The sequence below is a fragment of the Paraburkholderia sp. MM5482-R2 genome (assembly GCF_050436125.1).
Classification (GTDB): Bacteria; Pseudomonadota; Gammaproteobacteria; order Burkholderiales; family Burkholderiaceae; genus Paraburkholderia; species Paraburkholderia tuberum.
Map to the genome: position 1 here is coordinate 3252959 of NZ_JBNDLP010000002.1, position 23121 is coordinate 3276079.

The following is a 23121-nucleotide window of genomic DNA, read 5'->3' on the forward strand; positions in this document are numbered from 1 at the left end:
GTCACCTCGCGGCGCAGGGAGTTCGGTATCGTCGCATAGGTAGCGCGTCATATTGACGACAGACGACGATTGCGGCATAAAATGTTAAAAACATCGCCGATGTCATCAGGACGTCATCAAACCGTGAGAATTTCCGAGCGTCTTTCCGTCTCCATTTCAGACATTCCAATCTCGCCGCCGATGTCCGTCCGCTATCCCCTATTGAATCGCGAGCTGGGCATTCTGGGTTTCAACGAGCGTGTGTTGGCGCAAGCCGCCGATCCCGCCGTCCCCTTGCTCGAACGTCTCCGCTTTATCTGCATCACCAGTAGCAACCTCGACGAATTCTTCGAAGTCCGCATGGCCGGGCTTCAGGAACAGATGGGCGACAACCCCGGCGCATTGTCGCCCGACGGCATGTCGCTGCTTCACATGTACGACCTCGTGGTCGAACGTGCGCAGAAGCTCGTGCATCGCCAGTACACGATGCTGCACGACACGGTGCTCACCGCGCTCGAACAGGAAGGCATCTATTTCCACGGCAACGAAGCCTGGAGCGACGCGCAGACCGAATGGGCGCGCAACTACTTCTTCAACGAACTGCTGCCGGTGCTCACGCCGATCGGTCTCGACCCCGCGCATCCGTTTCCGCGCGTGCTGAACAAGAGCCTGAACTTCGTCGTCGAGCTCGAGGGCAAGGACGCGTTCGGCCGTCAGGCGATGATGGGCATCGTGCAGGCGCCGCGCGCGCTGCCGCGACTCGTGCGCATGCCGCAGGAGCTGTCGGGTTATCCGCATGGCTTCGTGCTGCTGAGCTCGCTGCTCCAACACTTTGTCGGCGAGCTGTTTCCGAATCTCTTCGTGCGCAGTTGCAATCAGTTTCGCATCACGCGCAACAGCGAGCTGTTCGTCGACGAAGACGAAATCACCAATCTGCGCGTCGCGTTGCAGGGCGAACTGCCGGCGCGGCATCTGGGCAATGCGGTGCGGCTCGAAGTGTCGGCGGAAACGCCCACGCATGTGGTGCGGCGCCTGCTCGACGAAAGCGGTCTGTCGAACAAGGACTGCTACTACGTGAACGGCCCCGTCAATCTGGTGCGGCTGATGCAGCTGCCCGAGATGGTCGACCGGCCCGATCTGAAGTTCGTGCCGCACATTCCGTCGACGCCGAGGCAGATCGCCAACAGCGCGAGCATGTTCGACGTGATCGATCAGGGCGACGTGCTGCTGCATCATCCGTACGAGAGCTTCCAGCCGGTGCTCGAGCTGCTGTTGCAGGCGGCCAAGGACCCGAACGTGGTCGCGATCAAGCAGACCATCTATCGGACCGGCACCGACTCGCCGCTGATGGATGCGCTGATGCAGGCCGCGCGCAACGGCAAGGAAGTCACGGTGGTCGTCGAGCTGCTCGCGCGCTTCGACGAGGAAACCAACATCAACTGGGCCTCGCAGCTCGAAGCGGTCGGCGCGCACGTGGTCTACGGCGTAGTCGGCCACAAGTGCCACGCGAAGATGATGCTGATCGTGCGACGCGTGTCGGCGGGCGGCAAGGCGAGCCTGAAGCGCTACGTGCACCTCGGCACGGGCAACTATCACCCGCGCACCGCGCGCCTCTATACCGATTTCGGTCTGATGACCGCCGATCAGAAGATCTGCGAGGACGTGCACCATGTGTTCCAGCAGCTCACCGGCATCGGCGGCGAGCTGAAGCTGCACGAGCTGTGGCAGTCGCCGTTCACGCTGCATCCGAAGCTCGTCGACGCGATCCGCAAGGAAGCCGAGCATGCGCGCGCGGGCAAGAAGGCGCGCATCGTCGCGAAGATGAACGCGCTGCTCGAGCCGACGGTGATCGCCGAGCTGTACGAAGCATCGCAGGCCGGCGTGAAGATCGATCTGATCGTGCGCGGCGTGTGCTCGCTGCAGCCGGGCGTGCAAGGGCTCTCCGAGAACATCACGGTGCGCTCGATCGTCGGGCGCTTTCTCGAACACCATCGCATCTACTACTTCTACGACGGCGGCAAGGAACAGGTCTATCTGTCGAGCGCCGACTGGATGGATCGCAATCTGTTCCGGCGCGTCGAAGTCGCATTCCCGGTCAACAACCGGCGACTGAAGCGGCGCGTGATCGCGGAAGGGCTGTCGGCGTTTCTCGGCGACAACCAGTCGGCCTGGTTGATGCAGAGCGACGGTCACTATCGCCGGCGCCGGCCGGGCAAGGCGTCGCGCAATGCTCAGATGAGTCTGCTCGGCAAGTTCTGTTCGTAGTCGCCCGCGTTTCGGGTGCTCGCCGCGATGGCGGGCACCCGACGATCCGCGCGCATAAAAAACCGCCTTTTTCAGGCGGTTTTTTTATGCGTCGACCAGTCGTACGACTGCCGCGTTCAAACCTGTGCGGTTTGAACGCGCGCCGTCCGATACACCGGAAAGCGCACCGTGAACGTGCTGCCGCGCCCTTCTTCGCTCTTCACGTCGAGTTGCGCATCGTGCCGTTGCAGTACGTGCTTGACGATCGCGAGACCGAGCCCGGTGCCGCCCGTGTCGCGCGAACGGCTGCGATCGACGCGATAGAAGCGCTCGGTGAGCCGCGGGATATCGGCGGCCGGAATGCCGAAGCCGCTATCGGTGACCGAGAACACCGCATGGCCACCCTGCGCACGCCAGTTGACCTTGATCGAGCCGCCGTCCGGCGTGTAGCGGATCGCGTTCGTCACCAGATTGCCGAATGCGCTGAAAATCTCGGTTTCGACGCCGGTGACGGTCAGCGCTTCGTCGGCATCGAAGACGATCTTGTGATGATCACTGGACAGGCTCTGCGCGTCGTCATGCAGATGCCGCAACACCGCGCGCATGTCGATCATCTGATCGCTCGGCGGCTTGTTGTCGCCTTCGAGCGTCGCGAGCACGAGCAGATCGCTGACGATATGACGCATGCGCGACGCCTGCTGCTCCATCAGTTCGAGATAACGCGCGCGCTCGGCTTCGCCCAACGGCAGCTCGCGCATCGTCTCGAGAAAGCCGGACAACACCGTGAGCGGCGTTTTCAATTCGTGCGACACGTTGGCGACGAAGTCACGCCGCATCGCGTCGGTGCGCTCGAGCTCGGTGATGTCCTGCGACAGCACGAGCTTGCGATTGTCGCCGTAAGGAAACACCTGCACCGACAGCACGTTCTGGCGCTTGTCGCCCATGCCGCGCATGATCAGCATTTCCTCGTACCGATGCGAATTCAGATAGCGCACGAAATCCGGATGACGCACCAGATGCGTGATGTGCTGACGCAGATCGCGCTTCGCATCGAGCCCAAAGTGGCTTTCGGAAATCGCGTTGCACCACTCGATCTGATCATGATCGTCGAGCATCGCGACACCGTTAGGCGACGCCTGGATCGCCTGGATGAAACGCGAATGCTGCTGCTCGACCTGGCGCACCTGGGCATGCCAGCGCTTCGCGAGCTTGTGCAGACGGTAATAGATTTCGCCCCAGATGCCGGGGGCGCTCGGCACTTCGCCGTACACCGGCGCGTCGAGCAGACGCCACAGACGCTGCTTGTGGAAGGTACTGAAGACACTCTGTACGAGCAGCAGGACGATGGCGAGAGCGAGCCCTGCCTTGACGTTCAGCAGTGCGCCGACCACCGCGCACAGAACAGCAAGCAGCACGACCGACACGATGGAGCGCGCCCAGATGATGTTCATGGTCTAGCGATCGAAGAGAAAATACAGCGCAGGAGGGAGGTACGGCGGCACAGCGCCATGCGATGCAGCGCGCCGCCGACGGCTATCAGGCGCTCTTCGCCAGCCGGTAACCGCTGCCGCGTACCGTTTCAATCATAGCATCGCACCCGGCCGGCTTGAGTGCCGCGCGCAGACGCTTGATATGCACGTCGACGGTCCGCTCTTCGACGAACACGTGATCGCCCCACACCTGATCGAGCAGTTGCGTGCGGCTGTGCACGCGCTCCGGGTGAGTCATGAAGAAGTGCAGCAGACGGAATTCGGTCGGGCCGAGATCGAGCTTGATCTCGCTGCCTTCCGCATGCGCGGCGACGCGGTGCGTGGCCGGATCGAGCTTCAGGCCGTTGATTGCGACCACGTCTTCGGTCAGCTGCGGCGCGCGGCGGCGCAGCACCGCCTTGATGCGCGCCATCAGTTCCTTCGGCGAGAACGGCTTCGTCACGTAGTCGTCGGCGCCGATCTCGAGGCCGAGCACCTTGTCCTGCTCGTCGCCTCGCGCGGTCAGCATGATGATCGGGATATGCTTCGTACGCTCGTTGTTGCGCAGATCGCGCGCGAACGAAATACCCGATTTACCCGGCAACATCCAGTCGAGCAGCACGAGATCGGGCAGTACGTCGCTGATCAGGTTGTGCGCCTGCTCCGCGTTGTACGCGCGAATCGGGCAGTGCCCGGCGTGTTGAAGATTGACCGAAATCAGTTCGGAAATGGCGGGCTCATCTTCAATGACGAGAATGCTGCTGGGCATCGGCACCTCTGTTCCTTATCTCTGGATTAGCTGAGCGCTTCGCGTTCGAGCGCGTCGCGCGACTGGTGCCGCACGTCGGTACCCTTGACGATGTAGATGATGAATTCCGCGATGTTCTTCGCGTGGTCGCCGATCCGCTCGATTGCCTTGGCGATGAACAGGAAGTCGAGGCCCACCGAGATCGAACGCGGATCTTCGGTCATATACGAAATCAGCTTGCGCACGAACGCGCGGAATTCCTCGTCGATCGCCTTGTCGTCGCGCACGATCTGCGCGGCGGCGACCGTGTCCAGACGCGCGAACGCGTCCAGCGCACGGCGCAGGATCGACACGGCCATTTCGCCCGACAGCTTGATCTCGGCGATGTTGATGGTGCGCGATGCGCCGTCTTCCATCAGACGCTTGGTGCGCTTCGCGATCTTTTCGGCTTCGTCGCCGGCGCGCTCGAGGTTCGTGATGGTCTTCGAGATCGCGATCAGCAGGCGCAGATCGCGCGCGGCCGGCTGACGGCGCGCGATGATGTTGCTGCACTCTTCGTCGATCTCGACTTCCATCTTGTTCAGACGGTCTTCGGCGACGATCACCTGCTCGGCGATGTCGAGGTCGAATTCGTTGAGCGCCTGCATCGCGTTGACGATCTGCGATTCGACGAGGCCGCCCATTTCTAGCACCTTCGACGAAACGAGGTTCAGGTCTGCGTCGAACTGGCTGGACAGATGTTTATCGGACATGTCGTACTCCGTTGTATTGCCCGGCGGATTAGCCGAAGCGGCCAGTGATGTAGTCCTCGGTTTCCTTGCGGACCGGCTTGATGAAGATCTTTTCGGTGTCGCCGAATTCGATCAGTTCGCCGAGGTACATATAGGCAGTGTAGTCCGAACAGCGGGCCGCCTGCTGCATGTTGTGCGTGACGATCACCACCGTGTAGTCGCTCTTGAGTTCAGCGATCAGCTCTTCGATACGGCCCGTCGAAATCGGGTCGAGCGCCGAGCAGGGCTCGTCGAGCAGCAGCACTTCGGGGCGAATTGCAATACCGCGCGCGATGCACAGACGCTGCTGCTGGCCGCCCGACAAACCGTAGCCGCTCTGGCCGAGCTTGTCCTTCACTTCGTTCCACAGCGCCGCCTTGGTCAGCGCCCATTCGACGCGGTCGTCCATTTCCGAGCGCGACAGCTTCTCGAACATCTTCACGCCGAAAGCGATGTTGTCGTAGATCGACATCGGGAACGGCGTCGGCTTCTGGAACACCATGCCGATGCGCGCGCGCAGCAGCGAAATGTCCTGGCGCATGGTCAGCAGGTTTTCGCCGTCCATCACGATCTCGCCTTCCGCGCGCTGCTCCGGATAGAGCGCGTACATCTTGTTGAAGGTACGCAGCAGCGTGGACTTGCCGCAGCCCGACGGGCCGATGAACGCGGTCACCTTGCCTTCGGGAATCTGCAGATTGATGTTCTTCAGCGCGTGATACTTGCCGTAGAAGAAGTTGAGGTCCTTGACCTCGATCTTCGGACGCGACGGGGTTTGCGCTTGAGCGCTGTGTTCGGGGTCGGAGCCCGCGGGCGCGGCTGCGTGCCCGATCGGATTGAGTTGGGTTTCTGCCATGTTCATCGGATTCACTCCGCCCTTACTTGTTCGAGAAGATCGTGCGCGCGAGGACGTTCAGTCCCAGCACCGCGAGCGTGATCAGAAAGACGCCGGCCCACGCGAGCGATTGCCACTGCGCGAACGGGCTCATCGCAAACTTGTAGATCGTGACCGGCAGGTTCGCGACCGGCTGACCCATATCGACCGAGAAGAACTGGTTCGACAAAGCGGTGAAGAGCAGCGGTGCGGTTTCGCCGGCAATTCGCGCGACACCGAGCAGCACACCGGTGACGATGCCCGCGATCGACGCCTTCAGCGTGATCGACAGCACCATCTTCCACTTCGGCGTGCCGAGCGCGAACGCGGCTTCACGCATCGCATTCGGCACGAGCTTCAGCATGTTTTCGGTCGTGCGAATCACGATCGGAATCTGCAGCAGCGCCAGCGAGAGCACGCCGGCCCAGCCGCTAAAGTGGCCCATCTTCACGACGACGAGCGCGTAGACGAACAGACCGATGACGATCGACGGCGCCGACAGCAGGATGTCGTTGATGAAGCGCGTGAGGTTCGCGAGCCAGCCTTTCTGGCCGTATTCGGCGAGATAGACGCCCGCCATGATGCCGATCGGCGTGCCGACGAAGGTCGCGAGCCCGACCAGCAACAGGCTGCCGACGATCGCGTTGGCGAGACCGCCGCCATCGGTGTTCGGCGGCGGCGTCGACTGCGTGAACAGCTCGACCGACAGACCACCGATACCGAGACGCAGCGTCGTATAGAGAATCCACACGAGCCACAGCAGGCCGAACGCCATCGCCGCGAGCGACAGCGTCAGCGCAAGCGCGTTGGTCATGCGACGGCGCCCTTGCAGACGCACGCGCATCGTTTCGAGCGTCGCGGCGTCCTTCAGACCCGGCATGTTCAGGGACGGCCCGCTCATTTCGCGCCCTCCCCTTTCTCGAGACGCAGCAGCATGATTTTCGAAATCGCCAGCACGATGAATGTAATCACGAACAGGATCAGGCCGAGCTCCATCAGCGCCGACGTATGCAGGCCCGGCTCCGCTTCCGCGAACTCGTTGGCGAGCGCGGACGTAATGCTGTTGCCCGGCGAAAACAGCGAAATATTGTCGAGCAGGTTGGTGTTGCCGATGACGAACGTGACCGCCATCGTCTCACCCAGCGCGCGGCCGAGGCCGAGCATGATGCCGCCGATCACACCGCTCTTGGTGAACGGCAGCACGATCTTCCACATCACTTCCCACGTCGTGCAGCCGATACCGTACGCCGATTCCTTCAGCAGCACCGGCGTTACTTCGAACACGTCGCGCATCACCGCTGCGATGTACGGGATGATCATGATCGCAAGGATCACCCCCGCGCACAGAATGCCGATGCCGATCGGCGGACCGGCGAACAGCGCGCCGACGATCGGAATGCCGCCGAGCACCGCGCCTAGCGGCTTCTGGAACCACACCGCGAAGATCGGCGCGAACACGAGCAGACCCCACATGCCGTACACGATCGACGGAATCGCGGCGAGCAGCTCGATCGCGATGCCGAGCGGCCGGCGCAGCCACGCGGGCGACAGTTCGGTCAGAAACAGCGCGATACCGAAGCTGACGGGCACCGCGATGAGCAGAGCGATGATCGACGTCGCGAGAGTGCCGTAGATCGGCACGAGCGCGCCGAATTGGTTGCTGGGTGGATCCCACACCGCTGTCCACAGGAACGCGAGACCGAACTCGCGAATCGACGGCATCGAGGCGACGATCAGCGACACGATGATGCCGCCGAGCAGCAGCAGCGTGACGATGGCGGAAAGGCGTGCGAGGCCGCCGAAGATCACATCGCCCGAGCGGCCAGGCGCTTTTTGCTGCGACGCGCGGCCAGGCGGAGTGGCCCGGCTCGTGCCGGACGCTAAATGAATATCGGACATGAGAGCCTGAGGGACCTGTTTCCAGTTGCCGGACGACACATGTCGGGCGGTCGGTGATGCATGCGGCGCATGCCGCGTGAAAGTCACAGGCCGTCCTCGCACGAGGACGGCCGGGGTGCTACAGGGCGCGGCCCAGATCGACCGCGCCAGCTTACGCCTGTTACTCGGCGAGCGTCTTGCCTGCCGAATCCTTGACCTTCTGCTTCCACTGCGTGCGGATTTCCGAGACGACCGACTGCGGCAGCGAGATGTAGTCCAGATCGTTCGCAGCCTGGCCGCCGTTCTTGAACGCCCAGTCGAAGAACTTCAGCGTTTCCGAGCCTTGCGGTGCCTTGTCCTGCGTCGTGTGCAGCAGCACGAACGTCGCGCCGACGATCGGCCATGCGTTCTTGCCCGGCTCGTTCGTCAGGATCTGATAGAACGACTTCGACCAGTCGGCGCCAGCCGCCGCTGCCTTGAACGTGTCGGTCTCCGGCTGAACCACCGCGCCGGATTCGTTCTTCATCGCGACGTAGTTCATGTGGTTCTGCTTGGCGTACGCCCATTCGACGTAACCGATCGCGCCCGGCAGACGCTGCACGAAAGCCGCGACGCCGTCGTTGCCCTTGCCGCCCGTGCCGGTCGGCCAGTTGACCGTCGCACCTTCACCGACCTTCGTCTTCCATTCCGGGTTGACCTTCGACAGGTAGTTCGTCCAGATGAAGCTGGTGCCCGAACCGTCGGCGCGGCGCACCACGGCGATGTCCAGATCCGGCAGCTTGACCTTCGGGTTCAGCGCGACGATTGCCGGGTCGTTCCACTTCTTGATCTTGCCCAGGTAGATGTCACCGAGCACTTCACCCGACAGCACCAGTTCGCCCGGCTTGACGCCCGGCACGTTGACTGCCGGCACCACGCCGCCGACCACCGTCGGGAACTGGAAGAGGCCTGCCTTCGCGAGTTCGTCGTCCTTCAGCGGAGCGTCCGACCCTGCGAAATCGACGGTCTTCGCCTCGATCTGCTTGATGCCGCCCGACGAACCGATGCCTTGGTAGTTAACCTTGCCGCCGCCAGTCTTCTGATAAGCGTCGGCCCACTTCGTGTAAATCGGTGCCGCGAACGTGCTGCCCGCGCCGGTGATGTCTGCGGCTTGCGCTGCGATTGCGAAGAGCGCGCCAGCGACGCCAGCGAACACGGTTTGCATCAATTTCATGAGACCTCCAAGTGGGTGTGAGCGTGTGGTGTGAGCGTGAAACTCGAACACCGCGAAGCTTAGGGTCTCTTTATGACAAAAACGTGACTGATAATGAATCAGATGTGACAGTAATATTACCCCGTGAAAGGTGCCGAAGCCGCCGAATTACCGCTGTGCCGATGCCCGTTGCATCGCATTTTTCGAGGTAGACAAAAAAGATGGGGCGCGAACGTTTGCGCTGCGCGCGGAGGACGTTTTTGTGCGGGATGTGCCGTCCTTTTTGCGGCTGCGGAGTGGATTCGATGGGGTAAGGAATGAGCCTTCGTTGGGTGTGAAAGCCCGGCCGCCCAGTTTATGGAGCCCGCTGAATCTTCTGCTTGCGACGCTCAGCCAGGCGGCAAGCGGTCGCCACCGCCCGCCGTCGACTCGGGAATCGATCAGGCCGTCGCTACCCGCACGGCTTCGGCAATCGCTTCAGAATGCTCGAGCGCGTCCGCGACGTTCTGCGCCTCCACCATCACGCGCAGTACCGGCTCGGTGCCCGACGCGCGGATCAGCACGCGGCCGCGGCCGTCGAGCGCGCCTTCGGCCACCTTGATCGCACTGCGGATCGTCTCGCTGCCCTTCCAGTCCGAGCCGGGCTTCATGCGCACGTTGATCAGCTTCTGCGGAAACAGGGTGACACCGTCGAGCAGATCCGTGAGCGATTTGCCGCTGCGCTGCATCGCCGCCAGCACGAGCAGAGCGGACACGATGCCGTCGCCGGTCGAATGGCGATCAAGTGACAGAATGTGGCCCGAACCTTCGGCGCCGAGCTGCCAGCCGTGCTCACGAAGCTGTTCGAGCACATAGCGGTCGCCGACCGCGGCGCGCACGAACTTGACGCCGGCATTCTGCAGCGCGACCTCCACGGCCATGTTGGTCATCAGCGTGCCGACCGCTCCTTCCACGTGGCCGGCGGTCGCGATACGGTCCTTGACCAGCACGTACAACAGCTCGTCGCCGTTGAAAAGGCGGCCAGACTCGTCGACGACCTGCAGACGGTCGGCGTCGCCATCGAGCGCGATACCGAGGTCCGCGTGGTTCGCGCGCACCGCGCGAACCAGCGCATCCGGCGCGGTCGCGCCGACGCCGTCGTTGATATTGAAGCCGTTCGGCGAGACGCCGATCGGGATCACTTCCGCGCCGAGCTCATGGAACACGTGCGGCGCGACGTCGTACGCGGCGCCATGCGCGCAATCGACGACGAGCTTCATGCCGCGCAGGTCGTACGCGGCCGGGAACGTGCTCTTGCAGAACTCGATGTAGCGGCCACCTGCGTCATCGAGACGGCGCGCTTTGCCCAGTTGCTCGGAGGCCGCGCACGCGAGCGGCAGTTCGAGCTGCTCCTCGATCTGCGCCTCGACGTCGTCCGGCAGCTTGTTGCCGTCGGCCGAGAAGAACTTGATGCCGTTGTCGTAGTACGGGTTGTGCGATGCGCTGATCACGACACCCGCGGCAAGCCGCAGTGCGCGCGTCAGATAGGCGATGCCGGGTGTCGGCATCGGGCCGGCCAGCATCACGTCGACGCCGGCGGCCGAAAAGCCCGATTCGAGCGCGGCTTCGAGCATGTAGCCCGACACCCGCGTGTCCTTGCCGATCAGCACGGTCGGACGGGTGCCTGTTTTCGCCCATTGATCGGCGCCCGCGAGCACCTTGCCGGCCGCATAGCCGAGCCGCAACACGAATTCCGGCGTAATCGGGCCTTCGCCGACCTTGCCTCGAATGCCGTCCGTTCCGAAGTAACGACGTGCCATGTTTGTTCTCCCTGTCCGTGGCTGCGGGTTCAACCGTGCGCGCGGCTCTGCTTGTCCGCGTCGCGCAGGGTTGCCCATACTTTCAATGCATCGACTGTTTGCGCGACGTCGTGTACGCGCAGAATCGCGGCGCCCCGTTCGGCCGCGCACACCGCCGCGGCGATGCTGCCGGCCACGCGCTCCGGCGCCGGCCGCCCCGTCACCGCGCCAACCATCGACTTGCGCGACATGCCCGCAAGAATCGGATACGGCGAAGCGGCGCGCGGAGCCGTGTCGCGCAGATGCGCGAGCAGCGCGTAGTTATGCTCGACGACGACCTTGCCGAAGCCGAAACCCGGATCGACGCTGATACGCTCGCGCGCAATCCCCGCCTGCTGCAACGTCGCGACACGCTCCTCGAGGAAGTGGCGCACTTCGCCGACGACGTCGTCATAGTGCGGCTCGCCCAGCTGCATGGTCTGCGGCTCACCTAGCATATGCATGACACAAAGGCCGCAGTCGCTGTCGCGCACCGCGTCGATCGCGCCGGGCATGCGGAAGCCCCAGATGTCGTTGATCAGGTCGGCGCCCGCGTTCAACGCATGACGCATCACTTCCGGCTTGTACGTATCAACCGACAATGGCACGTTCGCGCCACGCAGTTGCTCGACGAGCGGCAACACGCGCTCCAGCTCTTCGTCGAGCGGCACCGGCGGCGCGCCAGGACGCGTCGATTCCCCGCCGATATCGATGATGTCCGCGCCCTCGAGCATCATGCGCTCGGCCTGGCGCAGCGCATCGCCGCGCGTCGCGAACTTGCCGCCATCGGAAAAGGAATCGGGAGTGACGTTCAGGATGCCCATGACCAACGGGCGTTCGAACGTCAGCTTGAAGCGGCCACACTGCAGCGGCTCTGGAAGGGGTACGGAAGAAGAATCGACTTTCGACACGTAGCAATGCTTCACTTGGAACGGATAAATGCAAAACGGGCCGGTGTGTAGCACACCGGCCCGCACTTTCTACTGGCTGCCGATCAGGCCGGCGCGGTTGCGCTGCCCGGCTTGACTTCGGTGCCCGGGCTGCCGCCCGACGAGGCGTCGCTTGCCGACGGCGGCGAGCTCTTCGGCGAACGCGGCGGACGGCCTGCCATGATGTCGTTGATCTGATCGGCGTCGATCGTCTCCCACTCCATCAGTGCGGCGGTCATCGCTTCGACCTTGTCGCGGTTCTCTTCGAGCAGGCGCCGTGCGAGATTGTACTGCTCGTCCAGCACATGACGGATTTCCGCGTCGACCTTCTGTTGCGTCGCTTCCGAAATGGTCCGCGTGAAGCCTCGGCCGAACGGCGAAGCGTCGTTCTCGTCATCGACATAGACCATCGGTCCGAGCGCATCCGTCATGCCGAAGCGGGCAACCATTGCGCGAGCCGTCTGCGTCGCCTTGTTGAAGTCGTCCGACGCACCGGTGCTGATCAGGTTCAGGAACAGCTCTTCCGCGACGCGGCCACCGAACAGGATGGCAAGACGGTCGAGCAGATATTCCTTCGAGTACGTTTCGTTGTCATGCTCCGGCAACTGCCATGTGACGCCCAGCGCACGGCCGCGCGGAATGATCGTGACCTTGTGCACCGGATCGGCCTTCGGCAACAGCTTCGCGATCACCGCATGACCTGATTCGTGATACGCGGTAGCACGCTTCGATTCTTCGCGGATCACAGCCGACTTGCGCTCTGGACCCATGAAGATCTTGTCCTTCGCGTCCTCGAAGTCCGTCATTTCGACGATGCGCTTGCCGCGGCGCGCCGCGAACAGTGCCGCTTCGTTGACGAGGTTTGCGAGATCTGCGCCCGAGAAACCCGGCGTGCCGCGCGCGATCACTGCCGCATCGACGTCGTTCGAGATCGGCACCTTGCGCAGGTGCACCTTCATGATGTGCTCGCGGCCGCGAATATCGGGCAGACCCACGTACACCTGACGGTCGAAACGGCCCGGACGCAACAGCGCCTTGTCGAGCACATCCGAACGGTTCGTCGCGGCGATGACGATGACGCCCGAGTTCGCCTCGAAGCCGTCCATTTCGACGAGCATCTGGTTCAGCGTCTGTTCGCGCTCGTCGTTACCGCCGCCCATGCCGGCGCCTCGATGACGGCCGACCGCGTCGATTTCGTCGATGAACACGATACACGGCGCGTGCTTCTTGGCCTGCTCGAACATGTCGCGCACGCGGGCCGCGCCGACGCCGACGAACATTTCCACGAAATCTGAACCTGAAATGCTGAAGAACGGCACCTTCGCCTCGCCGGCGATGGCGCGCGCGAGCAGCGTCTTACCGGTTCCCGGCGGGCCAACGAGCAGCACGCCGCGCGGAATACGACCACCGAGCTTCTGGAATTTCTGCGGATCGCGCAGGAAGTCGACGAGTTCCGACACTTCTTCCTTGGCTTCGTCGCAACCGGCGACGTCGGTGAAATTGATTGCGTTGTTGTTCTCGTCGATCAGCCGCGCGCGCGACTTGCCAAACGAGAAGGCCCCGCCTTTGCCGCCTCCCTGCATCTGTCGCATCATGTAAAACCAGAAACCGATGATCAGGATCGTCGGTCCGAGGTAATACAGCACGGACATCAGTGCATTGGGTTCGTCGTCAGCCTTGCCGCTCACCTGTACGCCATACTTCATCAGATCGCCGACCATCCAGATGTCGCCGGGCGACACGATCTGGTACTTCTGGCCGTCTGCTGGAGTGACCGTGAGGTTCCGCCCCTGGACAATGACGTTCTTGACTTTGCCGTTCTTCGCGTCGTCCATGAACTGCGAATAGGAAACGCCTTCCTGGACACGGGGCTTGTCGAACTGCTTGAACACCGTAAACAGCACCAGTGCGATCACCAGCCACACTGCTGCTTTCGAAAACATATTGTTGTTCAAAGCACCACTCCTTCACTTAGACGGGCGCCTACATTTGCCTTGCGGCACCACGAAAGCATTCTAATCCAGTCCGCAGACCCCTGCCATAAGGTTTCACCACCACGGAAATAGGGTAGCGGGCCGGCTTGACGCCCGTCTCCGGACGCATCGGGCTAATTATTGGCAGAGATGGAACCGGCTCGCCGCATCCCTATGCGGGACGCTTCAGATGCTTACCCAAAATAAATGTTTCTGACGATTTATCCCGCGACGCCTTCGGCTTGCGGGCCGCCACCACCTTGAATTGGCGTTTGAACTTTTCGACAATCTGACTATATCCGCTGCCATGAAAGCATTTGACTAAAAGGGCACCATCCGGCTTCAGGTGATTTTGCGCGAATTCGAGCGCGAGATCGCATAAATGCTCGATCCGCGCCGCATCCGCGATCGCCACGCCCGACAGGTTGGGCGCCATATCCGAAATTACAAGGTCTACCTGGCGCGCACCGACCAATTCTTCGAGCTGGACCAGCACCGAGTCTTCGCGGAAATCGCCCTGGATGAAGTGCACGTCGGCCACCGGCTCCATCGGCAGAATGTCCAAAGCGATGATCGTGCCGTCGATGCCACCTTCGCGCTCCGCGTTGCGCTGCGAGCCGCCCGCGAGCTTGTTGCGCACGTACTGGCTCCAGCTGCCCGGCGAGGAACCGAGATCGACGATCACCTGCCCGGGACGGATCAGCTTGTCCTGCTCGTCGATTTCCTTGAGTTTGTAGGCCGCGCGGGCGCGATAACCTTCCCGCTGCGCCATTTTGACGTACGGATCGTTGATGTGGTCGTGCAGCCACGCGGTATTGAACTTGTTTTTTGCCATTAAAGATTTAACTATTGCTGCGTCGGGTCGCGCTTTAGGGGATAATACGCGGTTAATTCGCGCGGCCCCCGCCAGACTGGCGGCGATCCGCGATTCTGTTGTTCTGACGCGCGCCCTGCTGAATCGAGTCGCCCGAATCGCTCGGCGATCGGACGAAAACGCAGGAGCCGCCATTTTAGTCGAGTCTTCCACTTTCCATGCCAGCCCTCAAAGTCTCTTCCGACCAACGCGCCGAGTTGCGCTCCCAGGCACATGCGCTCAAACCGGTCGTGCTCGTCGGCGCCGAAGGCTTGACCGACGCTGTGCTCGCCGAAATCAAGGTGCACCTCGCCGCGCATCAACTGATCAAAATTCGCGTGTTCGGCGAGGAGCGCGAGGAGCGCATCGCTATCTACGAAGAAATCTGCGACGCGCTGAACGCTGCACCGATCCAGCATATCGGCAAGCTGCTCGTGATCTGGAAGCCAGAATCGGCACAGCCGGCGGCAAAAGCGAAGCGCGGCGCGTTGCCGAGCGCCCGCGAAGCGGCAGCCGAAGAAACCCGGCCGGCCAAGGGACGCGCACCCCGCATCGTCAAGGTCGCCAAGCCGACCGACGTGCCGATGCGCAAGCCGCGAGCGAAAGCGGTGCTGGTGCGCGGCAATGAACGCGTGACGCAGGGCGGCAACATCAAGCGCGCGAAGAAGCGTCAAACCAGCGCAAAGCGTTCGCATCAGTCGAAGTAAGAGAACACGCGCCCAAGGTGCGGACCGACTCCGCACTGCGCATTGGCGGCCTTGAGCGCGAGGCCCGAAGCAGCGCGAATGAACCGTAGTTGGACACCGGAATCGCGACGATTCGTCGCAACGTGAGGTTCATCGCGGGCATCGGCATCGACCCGGCGGCCATGGCACGCGCACCGTCACACCATCAGCCACCCGCGAGCTTCAGCCCGCCACCTTGCCCGTGACGCCGCGCGCGCCCTCTTCCTCGGCCGCGGCACCAACAGGCGCCGGCAGCAGCCAAACGAGCGCAACCCCTAGCAGGCTCTCGATCAGGTAGAACAGACTGGACACGCCATGCAGGATGCCGAAGCGCGTCGCATAAACGGAATGCCCGATGTCGCTGCCCGCCTCGAGCGCCGCCACGCGCATCGCGTTCATGAACGGCTGCAACGCGAAATAGCCAACCAGCACGCATACGAGCATACCGGCGAGCAGCCAGCGCAAGCGGCGATATGCGCCACTCCCGCGCCGCACGAGCAAATTGGCGAGACCGAGCAGCAAAATGCCGCACACGACGCCAATCACACCCTGAATACGAAACAGCTGCGCGGCGACGGCGCCCGCCGTCATCCGGTCGAGCGTCGTGAACAGCACGGGCGCAACCGCATAGCCGATAGTCAACAGACTACCGACCCACACCACCGTCAACAGGCGGAAAAAACGATGCGGCATCAAAGACACCGGCGCCACCCTCAGATGTAGCTGACCGCGATGATTTCGTATTCGCGCACGCCGCCCGGCGCTTGCACCGACGCGACGTCGCCTTCCGACTTGCCGATCAGCGCACGCGCGATCGGCGAGCTGATCGAGATCAGGCCGTGGTCGATGTCCGCTTCGTCGTCGCCGACGATCTGGTATTTGACCGACGCGCCCGACTCGAGGTCTTCGAGCTCGAGCGTCGCGCCGAACACCACGCGGCCGTCCGCTTCCACTTGCGACGGATCGATCACCTGCGCGCCCGCGAGCTTTGACTCGATTTCGGCGATACGGCCTTCGATGAAGCCCTGCTTTTCCTTCGCAGCGTCGTATTCCGCGTTTTCCGACAGATCGCCCTGGGCGCGCGCTTCCGCGATCGAGTTGATCACGGCCGGACGTTCAACCGATTTCAGGCGCTGCAATTCATCGCGCAGCATGTCTGCGCCGCGCTTCGTCAATGGAATAGTGCTCATAAACAACTCTGGAGGCAAAAAACGGCCATAAAAAAAATCACCGCGGTTAAGTGCATTCCGCGAAAGCCGCCGCCCGTGGACAAACCCGGGCCGCAGCACCTGCGGAACGCCGCTTAACCGCGGCACTTACATCTTGGACAGCTAGTCGAAGCCTTAGTTTAGGCGAGCATGGAGTCCTTGTAAATCATAGACTTCCAGGTTCTTCAGATAACGAAGACCCTCCACCGCCGCGCGTGCGCCCGACATCGTCGTGTAGTAGGTGACCTTGTTCGCCTGCGCGCTCATGCGGATCGAACGCGAATCGGCGATCGCCGCGCGCGTTTCGTCGACGGTCGTGAAAACGAGCGCGATCTCGCCGTTCTTGATCATGTCGACGATGTGCGGACGGCCGTCCTTCACCTTGTTGACGACCTTGACTGGCACGCCGGCCGCTTCGATCGCGGCAGCCGTGCCCTTGGTCGCGACGATCGGGTAGCCGAGCTCGTGCAGCATGCGCGCGACTTCGACTGCCTTCGGTTTGTCGGCGTCCATCACGGTCAGCAGCACCGTGCCCGATTCGGGCAGACGCGAACCCGCCGCGAGCTGTGACTTGAACAGAGCCTCGCCGAACGTCTGGCCGACGCCCATCACTTCGCCGGTCGAACGCATTTCAGGTCCGAGCACCGGGTCGACCGCCGGGAACTTGACGAACGGGAACACCGCTTCCTTCACGCTGAAGTACGGCGGCTCGACTTCCTTCGTCACGCCTTGCGCGGCGAGCTTCTGGCCGACCATCGCGCGCGCTGCGATCTTCGCGAGCGGCAGGCTGGTCGCCTTCGACACGTACGGCACCGTGCGCGACGCGCGCGGGTTCACTTCGAGCACGTAGATGATGTCGTCCTTCGAGCCGTCAGCCTGCGGTACCTGCTGGATCGCGAACTGCACGTTCATCAGGCCGACCACGTTCAGCGCCTTCGCCATCGCAGCGGTCTGGCGCTTCAGTTCGGCGATGGTCGCCCTCGATAGCGAATACGGCGGCAGCGAGCAGGCCGAGTCGCCCGAGTGCACGCCCGCCTGTTCGATGTGCTCCATCACGCCGCCGATGAACACGGCATCGCCATCGGAAATGCAATCCACGTCGCATTCGATCGCGTCGTTCAGGAAGCGGTCGAGCAGCACCGGCGAGTCGTTCGACACCTTCACCGCCTCACGCATATAGCGCTCGAGATCTCGCGGCTCGTGGACGATTTCCATCGCGCGGCCGCCCAGCACGTACGACGGACGCACGACGAGCGGATAGCCGATTTCGTCGGCGAGCTTCAGTGCTTCGTCTTCGGCGCGCGCGGTGCGGTTCGGCGGCTGGCGCAGACCGAGGTCCTGCAGCAGCTTCTGGAAGCGCTCGCGGTCTTCGGCCGCGTCGATCATGTCCGGCGACGTACCGATGATCGGCACACCGTTCGCCTCGAGGTCGAGCGCGAGCTTCAGCGGCGTCTGGCCGCCGTACTGCACGATCACGCCGACGGGCTTTTCCTTGTCGACGATTTCGAGCACGTCTTCGAGCGTCAGCGATTCGAAGTACAGACGGTCGGAGGTGTCGTAGTCGGTCGACACGGTTTCGGGGTTGCAGTTGACCATGATCGTTTCATAGCCGTCCTCGCGCATCGCGAGCGCGGCATGCACGCAGCAGTAGTCGAACTCGATACCCTGGCCGATCCGGTTCGGGCCGCCGCCCAGCACCATGATCTTCCTGTTGCTGGTCGGATTCGCTTCGCACTCTTCCTCGTACGTCGAGTACATGTACGCGGTCCTGGTTGCGAACTCGGCCGCGCAGGTGTCGACGCGCTTATACACCGGACGCACGTTCAACTCGATACGACGCGCGCGCACGTCCGCCGGCTTCGCGCCGAGCAGCTTGGCCAGACGACGATCCGAGAAGCCGCTCTGTTTCAGATACTTCAGCTCCTCCTTCGTCAGGCTCGCCAGCGCGCGGCCTGCCAGCGCCTTTTCCTTCAGCACGATCTGTTCGATCTGCGCGAGGAACCACGGGTCGATCGCGGTTTCCTCGAAGATCTCTTGCGCGCTCATGCCCACACGGAACGCGTCGCCAACATACCAGATGCGATCCGGACCAGCTTCGCCGATCTCGCGGATGATCTCATCGCGATTGGCGGTCTTTTCATCGAGACCGTCGACGCCGACTTCGAGGCCGCGCAGCGCCTTCTGGAACGACTCCTGGAACGTGCGGCCAATCGCCATCACTTCGCCGACCGACTTCATCTGCGTGGTCAGGCGCGAATCGGCTTCACGGAATTTCTCGAACGCGAAACGCGGGATCTTCGTGACGACGTAGTCGATCGTCGGTTCGAACGAGGCCGGGGTCTGGCCGCCGGTGATTTCGTTCCTGAGTTCATCCAGCGTGTAGCCGACCGCCAGCTTCGCCGCCACCTTCGCGATCGGGAAGCCGGTTGCCTTCGACGCCAGCGCCGACGAACGCGACACGCGCGGGTTCATTTCGATCACGATCATCCGGCCGTCTTCCGGATTGATCGAGAACTGCACGTTCGAGCCGCCCGTGTCGACGCCGATCTCGCGCAGCACCGCGAGCGACGCGTTACGGAGGATCTGGTATTCCTTGTCGGTCAGCGTCTGCGCCGGTGCGACCGTGATCGAGTCGCCGGTGTGGATGCCCATCGGGTCGAGGTTTTCGATCGAGCAGACGATGATGCAGTTATCCGCCTTGTCGCGGACCACTTCCATCTCGTACTCTTTCCAGCCGAGCAGCGACTCTTCGATCAGCAGTTCGCGCGTCGGCGACAGGTCGAGCCCACGCTTGCAGATCTCTTCGAACTCGTCGCGGTTGTACGCGATGCCGCCGCCCGAGCCGCCCAGCGTGAACGACGGACGGATCACGACCGGATAGCCGCCGCTGCCAGTTTCCGCGGCGATCTTCGCCTGCACCTGCAGCGCTTCTTCCATCGAATGCGCGGTGCCCGACTTGGCCGAACCGAGGCCGATCTTGGTCATCGCGTCCTTGAACTTCTGGCGGTCTTCCGCTTTGTCGATCGCTTCCGGCGATGCGCCGATCAGCTCGACCTCGTACTTCGCCAGCACGCCGTGCGCGTGCAGGTCGAGCGCGCAGTTCAGCGCGGTCTGGCCGCCCATCGTCGGCAGGATCGCGTCCGGGCGCTCCTTCGCGATGATGCGCTCGACCACTTCCCACGTGATCGGCTCGATATAGGTCACGTCGGCCGTGTTCGGGTCGGTCATGATCGTCGCCGGATTGCTGTTGACGAGAATGACCTTGTAGCCTTCCTCACGCAGCGCCTTGCATGCCTGCGCGCCCGAATAATCGAACTCGCACGCCTGACCGATGATGATCGGACCCGCGCCGATGATGAGGATGCTCTTGATGTCTGTCCGCTTGGGCATAACGCTCTCGCTAATGTATTCCTGAATTCTTTCCGTCGGCGCGCGCCGTTTTCACGTTGCGCGCGCTGTTTCGCGGCATGCCCGCCGCGTAGCGCCGCGGGCTGCGGCGGCCGCCGCGAGCCGTTTCCGGCTGGCCCCTGCGGCCGGCCTGTACTACTTCAAGCCGCTGCGCTCTTGCCGTTCTTGTGCGCGTCCATCAACGCGGTGAAGCGGTCGAACAGGTACGCGATGTCGTTCGGACCGGGCGATGCTTCCGGGTGGCCCTGGAAGCAGAACGCCGGCTTGTCGGTCAGCGCGAAGCCCTGCAGCGTGCCGTCGAACAGCGACACGTGGGTCACGCGCGCGTTGGCGGGCAGCGTGTCGGCATCGACCGCGAAACCATGGTTCTGCGACGTGATCACCACGCGGCCGTCTTCGAGATCCTTGACCGGATGGTTCGCGCCGTGATGGCCGGTCTTCATCTTCATCGTCTTCGCGCCGACCGCGAGGCCCATGATCTGGTGGCCCAGGCAGATGCCGAAGGTCGGAATGCCGCGCTCGATGAACTCCCTGGTCGCCGCGATCGCGTAGTCGCACGGCTCAGGGTCGCCCGGGCCGTTCGACAGGAACACGCCGTCGGGGTTGAGCTCGAGCGCGTCAGCGGCGCTCGCTTGCGCCGGTAGCACGGTGACATGGCAGCCGCGCTCGGCCAGCATGCGCAGGATGTTCTGCTTGACGCCGTAGTCGAATGCGACCACGCGGTACGTCGGCGCTTTCTGCTCGCCGTAGCCCGTGCCCAGACGCCATTCGGTTTTGGTCCACTCGTAGGTTTCCTGGGTCGACACGACCTTCGCGAGGTCCATGCCGGCGAGACCCGGGAACGAGCGCGCGAGTTCGATGGCCTTCGCTTCGTCCTCGGAACCAGCGAGGATCGCGCCGTTTTGCGCGCCCTTGTCGCGCAGGAGGCGGGTCAGCTTGCGAGTGTCGATGCCGGCGATGGCGACCACGCCTTCGTCCTGCAGATATTGCGGGAGCGTGCCCTCCATGCGGAAGTTCGAAGCGAGAACCGGCAGATCACGGATGATCAGGCCGGCGGCATGGACTTTCGTCGCTTCGACGTCTTCGGCGTTCACGCCGACGTTGCCGATATGCGGGTACGTGAGGGTCACGATCTGGCGCGCGTAGCTCGGGTCAGTCAGGATTTCCTGATAGCCGGTGATGGCAGTGTTGAACACGACTTCACCGATGGTATGCCCGGGGGCGCCGATCGAATAACCACGAAAGACCGTGCCGTCGGCGAGCGCGAGTAGAGCGGGAGAAAATGACGGCAACACGGGAGACTCCTTGGGGGAACACCCTGTTGCCACCTGTCTATCCAATTGCAAGCCGCAGCGAAACACATCGTGGATGCGCGCGCAGACTCGCTCGCGAGCTGCCGGTGACGCTGCAAGGGGCGCGATGGGTCCATTGTGTGGACGACTCGGCTGGGTGTGGAGCCCTTCTTGCTACGACAATGGCGCGCGGCGGATGAACGGTATGGGGGAGGTAGGCGCTAGGGTGCGGGTGGATAAGCTCAAACCTTGAAATTATAGCCTGAATGCACTGTTCCCTCCAAATGGGAGATAGGACGAGGCGTTGAGGCGACGTGCCTGGGCGGATCTTCAAAGCCTTGCCGGGCCGCGTCGCCAGGTACTTGCCACGCCTGTCCATGCGGTTCTGTCGAGACACCAATATTGACGGGACCGAACCGCCGCGGCGGCTCCTCCGGGTCCGACGCAAGGCCTGGCGCGGCCGTTCAGGCCTCCTGTTCCGCGCACATCTCGCCCGAACGGGCAAGCTGCCGACCCGGCAACACGTACCAGATCGCACTCAGCACTTGCAGCGCGACGAGGATTTTCCACGCGCTCAGATGCGCGAGCGCCGGGTAATGCCCGCCGCTCGCCGGCCAGTGCGACAGCACCGCGCCAACGCCGATCTGGAAACCGAAGATCAGCAGAAAAATAATTAGCGTCAGCGTCGTGTTGACGCGGCCGATCATCTGCGGCGGGAAATGCCGCGCCATCACCGCGTAGCTCAGAATCCCGGTGCCGCCGAAGATGCCGTAGGCGGCCCACAACAGGCTCGCCGGCAACGGCGCGTTAAACATGATGAGCATCTGCGTCAGCACATATAGCGCCATGCCGATGCCGCAGAACGCGTACAGCGAGAGGCCGCGCCGCTCGAGAGTACGCGCCGCCGCGCCGAAACCGACGCAGCCGGCCATCATCGCGAAGCCGAGAATCGACACGAGCGCCGCCGCCTGGTGCGGCTCGAAGCCTTGTACGTCGCGCAGCCATGCTCCGACCCACAACGACTGCATCGCGTAGAAGACGCCTTGCGTAACGACCGAGAACGACGCGATTTTCCAGAATGCCGCGCTGCGCAGGATGTGCCACGTACCCTTGAACTGCGCGACGATGCTCGCCTGGCGATGCGTTTCGCGCGCGTCCGGAGCGAGCGTCCATTGCGCGAGCGCAACCCGCTACCGTCAGCACACCGAGTCCGACGCAAACCGGGCGCCAGCTGGAAAAACCGAGCACCCACGTGAGCGGCGAACCGACCATCACGCCGCCGAAACCGCCGATCGCCATTACAAGCCCGTTCATCAATGGCAAACGCGCCACCGGAAAATGCTGCGCGAGCGCCTTGAACGCGGCGCCGAGACACACCGACACGCCAACGCCGATCAGCAGCCGCCCGACCATCATCATGCCGAGACTGTGCGCGGCGCCGAATACCCAGATGCCGAGCGCGGCAAAAAGCAGCGTGACGGACGTCACGCGACGCGCGCCGAAGTGATCGAGCAGCACGCCAGCGGGGATCTGCGCGCCCGCGAAACCGAGGAAATACAGACTCGTCAGCACACCCAGATCGGCGGCTGACAGACCGAGATCGCGCGTGATGAACGGCGCGAAACCAAGATTGACGCCGCGAAACACGTAAGAGACGAAGTAGCCGGCGGAAAAAAGCAGAAAGACGCGCAGTTGGGTCGACGACATAAATCAGGAAGTAAACCTGGAAATGACCTCAAGAACCTTTCCCGAGGTTCGGACGGAT

18 protein-coding genes and 1 pseudogene are annotated in these 23121 nt (G+C 62.9%); 2 read left to right on the forward strand and 17 right to left on the reverse strand.

Annotated features, from left to right (window positions below; all coding sequences use genetic code 11):
* The first annotated feature begins 180 nt into the window (after positions 1 to 180).
* Positions 181 to 2244 (forward strand): polyphosphate kinase 1, encoded by a 2064-nt coding sequence (ppk1, locus tag OKW37_RS17750; protein WP_090801097.1) that lies wholly within the window; start codon positions 181 to 183, stop codon positions 2242 to 2244.
* Between the two features lie 116 nt (positions 2245 to 2360).
* Here ppk1 and phoR read toward each other — a convergent pair whose 3' ends face one another.
* The 11 genes from phoR to OKW37_RS17805 all read right to left on the reverse strand — a co-directional run bounded on the left by phoR (position 2361) and on the right by OKW37_RS17805 (position 14705).
* Positions 2361 to 3674 (reverse strand): phosphate regulon sensor histidine kinase PhoR, encoded by a 1314-nt coding sequence (phoR, locus tag OKW37_RS17755; protein ID WP_429355885.1) that lies wholly within the window; start codon positions 3672 to 3674, stop codon positions 2361 to 2363.
* Positions 3675 to 3759: 85 nt separating this feature from the next.
* Positions 3760 to 4461: a phosphate regulon transcriptional regulator PhoB gene (phoB, locus tag OKW37_RS17760; protein ID WP_008922879.1), complete on the reverse strand. Its 702-nt coding sequence runs from the start codon at positions 4459 to 4461 to the stop codon at positions 3760 to 3762.
* A 26-nt stretch (positions 4462 to 4487) separates the two neighbouring features.
* A complete protein-coding gene (phoU, locus tag OKW37_RS17765; RefSeq protein ID WP_027198295.1) occupies positions 4488 to 5192 on the reverse strand; it encodes a phosphate signaling complex protein PhoU in 705 nt (234 codons plus the stop codon).
* A gap of 28 nt (positions 5193 to 5220) precedes the next feature.
* The gene (gene pstB, locus OKW37_RS17770) at positions 5221 to 6069 is read right to left on the reverse strand and encodes a phosphate ABC transporter ATP-binding protein PstB (RefSeq protein WP_184061444.1); all 849 of its coding nucleotides are present in this window, start codon (positions 6067 to 6069) and stop codon (positions 5221 to 5223) included.
* 16 nt (positions 6070 to 6085) lie between these two features.
* Positions 6086 to 6982 (reverse strand): phosphate ABC transporter permease PstA, encoded by an 897-nt coding sequence (gene pstA, locus OKW37_RS17775; RefSeq protein WP_090801102.1) that lies wholly within the window; start codon positions 6980 to 6982, stop codon positions 6086 to 6088.
* On the reverse strand, positions 6979 to 7980 hold the full coding sequence (gene pstC / locus OKW37_RS17780) for a phosphate ABC transporter permease PstC (RefSeq protein ID WP_429404962.1): 1002 nt from the start codon (positions 7978 to 7980) through the stop codon (positions 6979 to 6981). Before pstC ends, pstA begins: the two co-directional genes overlap by 4 nt.
* Before the next feature lie 160 nt (positions 7981 to 8140).
* Positions 8141 to 9172 carry a phosphate ABC transporter substrate-binding protein PstS gene (gene pstS, locus OKW37_RS17785; protein WP_184061442.1) on the reverse strand — a complete coding sequence of 344 codons (1032 nt, stop codon included), beginning with the start codon at positions 9170 to 9172 and terminating at the stop codon, positions 8141 to 8143.
* Positions 9173 to 9591: 419 nt separating this feature from the next.
* Positions 9592 to 10950, reverse strand: a complete 1359-nt coding sequence (gene glmM, locus OKW37_RS17790; protein ID WP_184061441.1) for a phosphoglucosamine mutase — start codon at positions 10948 to 10950, stop codon at positions 9592 to 9594.
* 29 nt (positions 10951 to 10979) lie between these two features.
* Entirely contained in the window at positions 10980 to 11879 is a 900-nt protein-coding gene (gene folP / locus OKW37_RS17795) for a dihydropteroate synthase (RefSeq protein ID WP_409259409.1), read from the reverse strand.
* A gap of 83 nt (positions 11880 to 11962) precedes the next feature.
* Positions 11963 to 13852 (reverse strand): ATP-dependent zinc metalloprotease FtsH, encoded by a 1890-nt coding sequence (gene ftsH / locus OKW37_RS17800; protein ID WP_018421239.1) that lies wholly within the window; start codon positions 13850 to 13852, stop codon positions 11963 to 11965.
* 190 nt (positions 13853 to 14042) lie between these two features.
* Positions 14043 to 14705 carry an RlmE family RNA methyltransferase gene (locus OKW37_RS17805; protein WP_184028328.1) on the reverse strand — a complete coding sequence of 221 codons (663 nt, stop codon included), beginning with the start codon at positions 14703 to 14705 and terminating at the stop codon, positions 14043 to 14045.
* Positions 14706 to 14902: 197 nt separating this feature from the next.
* Between OKW37_RS17805 and OKW37_RS17810 the strand changes: the two genes are divergently transcribed.
* The gene (locus OKW37_RS17810; protein ID WP_429355889.1) at positions 14903 to 15430 is read left to right on the forward strand and encodes a YhbY family RNA-binding protein; all 528 of its coding nucleotides are present in this window, start codon (positions 14903 to 14905) and stop codon (positions 15428 to 15430) included.
* Positions 15431 to 15631: 201 nt separating this feature from the next.
* Here the strand turns inward: OKW37_RS17810 and OKW37_RS17815 are convergent, their stop codons facing one another.
* The 6 genes and pseudogenes from OKW37_RS17815 to OKW37_RS17840 form a co-directional block, all read right to left on the reverse strand.
* Positions 15632 to 16141 carry a DUF4149 domain-containing protein gene (locus tag OKW37_RS17815; protein ID WP_026225946.1) on the reverse strand — a complete coding sequence of 170 codons (510 nt, stop codon included), beginning with the start codon at positions 16139 to 16141 and terminating at the stop codon, positions 15632 to 15634.
* Between the two features lie 20 nt (positions 16142 to 16161).
* On the reverse strand, positions 16162 to 16638 hold the full coding sequence (greA, locus tag OKW37_RS17820; RefSeq protein WP_026225947.1) for a transcription elongation factor GreA: 477 nt from the start codon (positions 16636 to 16638) through the stop codon (positions 16162 to 16164).
* Between the two features lie 153 nt (positions 16639 to 16791).
* Positions 16792 to 20046 (reverse strand): carbamoyl-phosphate synthase large subunit, encoded by a 3255-nt coding sequence (gene carB / locus OKW37_RS17825; RefSeq protein WP_429404959.1) that lies wholly within the window; start codon positions 20044 to 20046, stop codon positions 16792 to 16794.
* Between the two features lie 158 nt (positions 20047 to 20204).
* Positions 20205 to 21359, reverse strand: coding sequence for a glutamine-hydrolyzing carbamoyl-phosphate synthase small subunit (carA, locus tag OKW37_RS17830; RefSeq protein WP_429404957.1), 1155 nt, complete (start codon positions 21357 to 21359; stop codon positions 20205 to 20207).
* Between the two features lie 461 nt (positions 21360 to 21820).
* Positions 21821 to 22384, reverse strand: coding sequence for a hypothetical protein (locus tag OKW37_RS17835; protein ID WP_429509929.1), 564 nt, complete (start codon positions 22382 to 22384; stop codon positions 21821 to 21823).
* A gap of 136 nt (positions 22385 to 22520) precedes the next feature.
* Positions 22521 to 23063 (reverse strand): annotated as a pseudogene (locus OKW37_RS17840) (MFS transporter); the annotation flags it as partial.
* Positions 23064 to 23121: the final 58 nt, after the last annotated feature.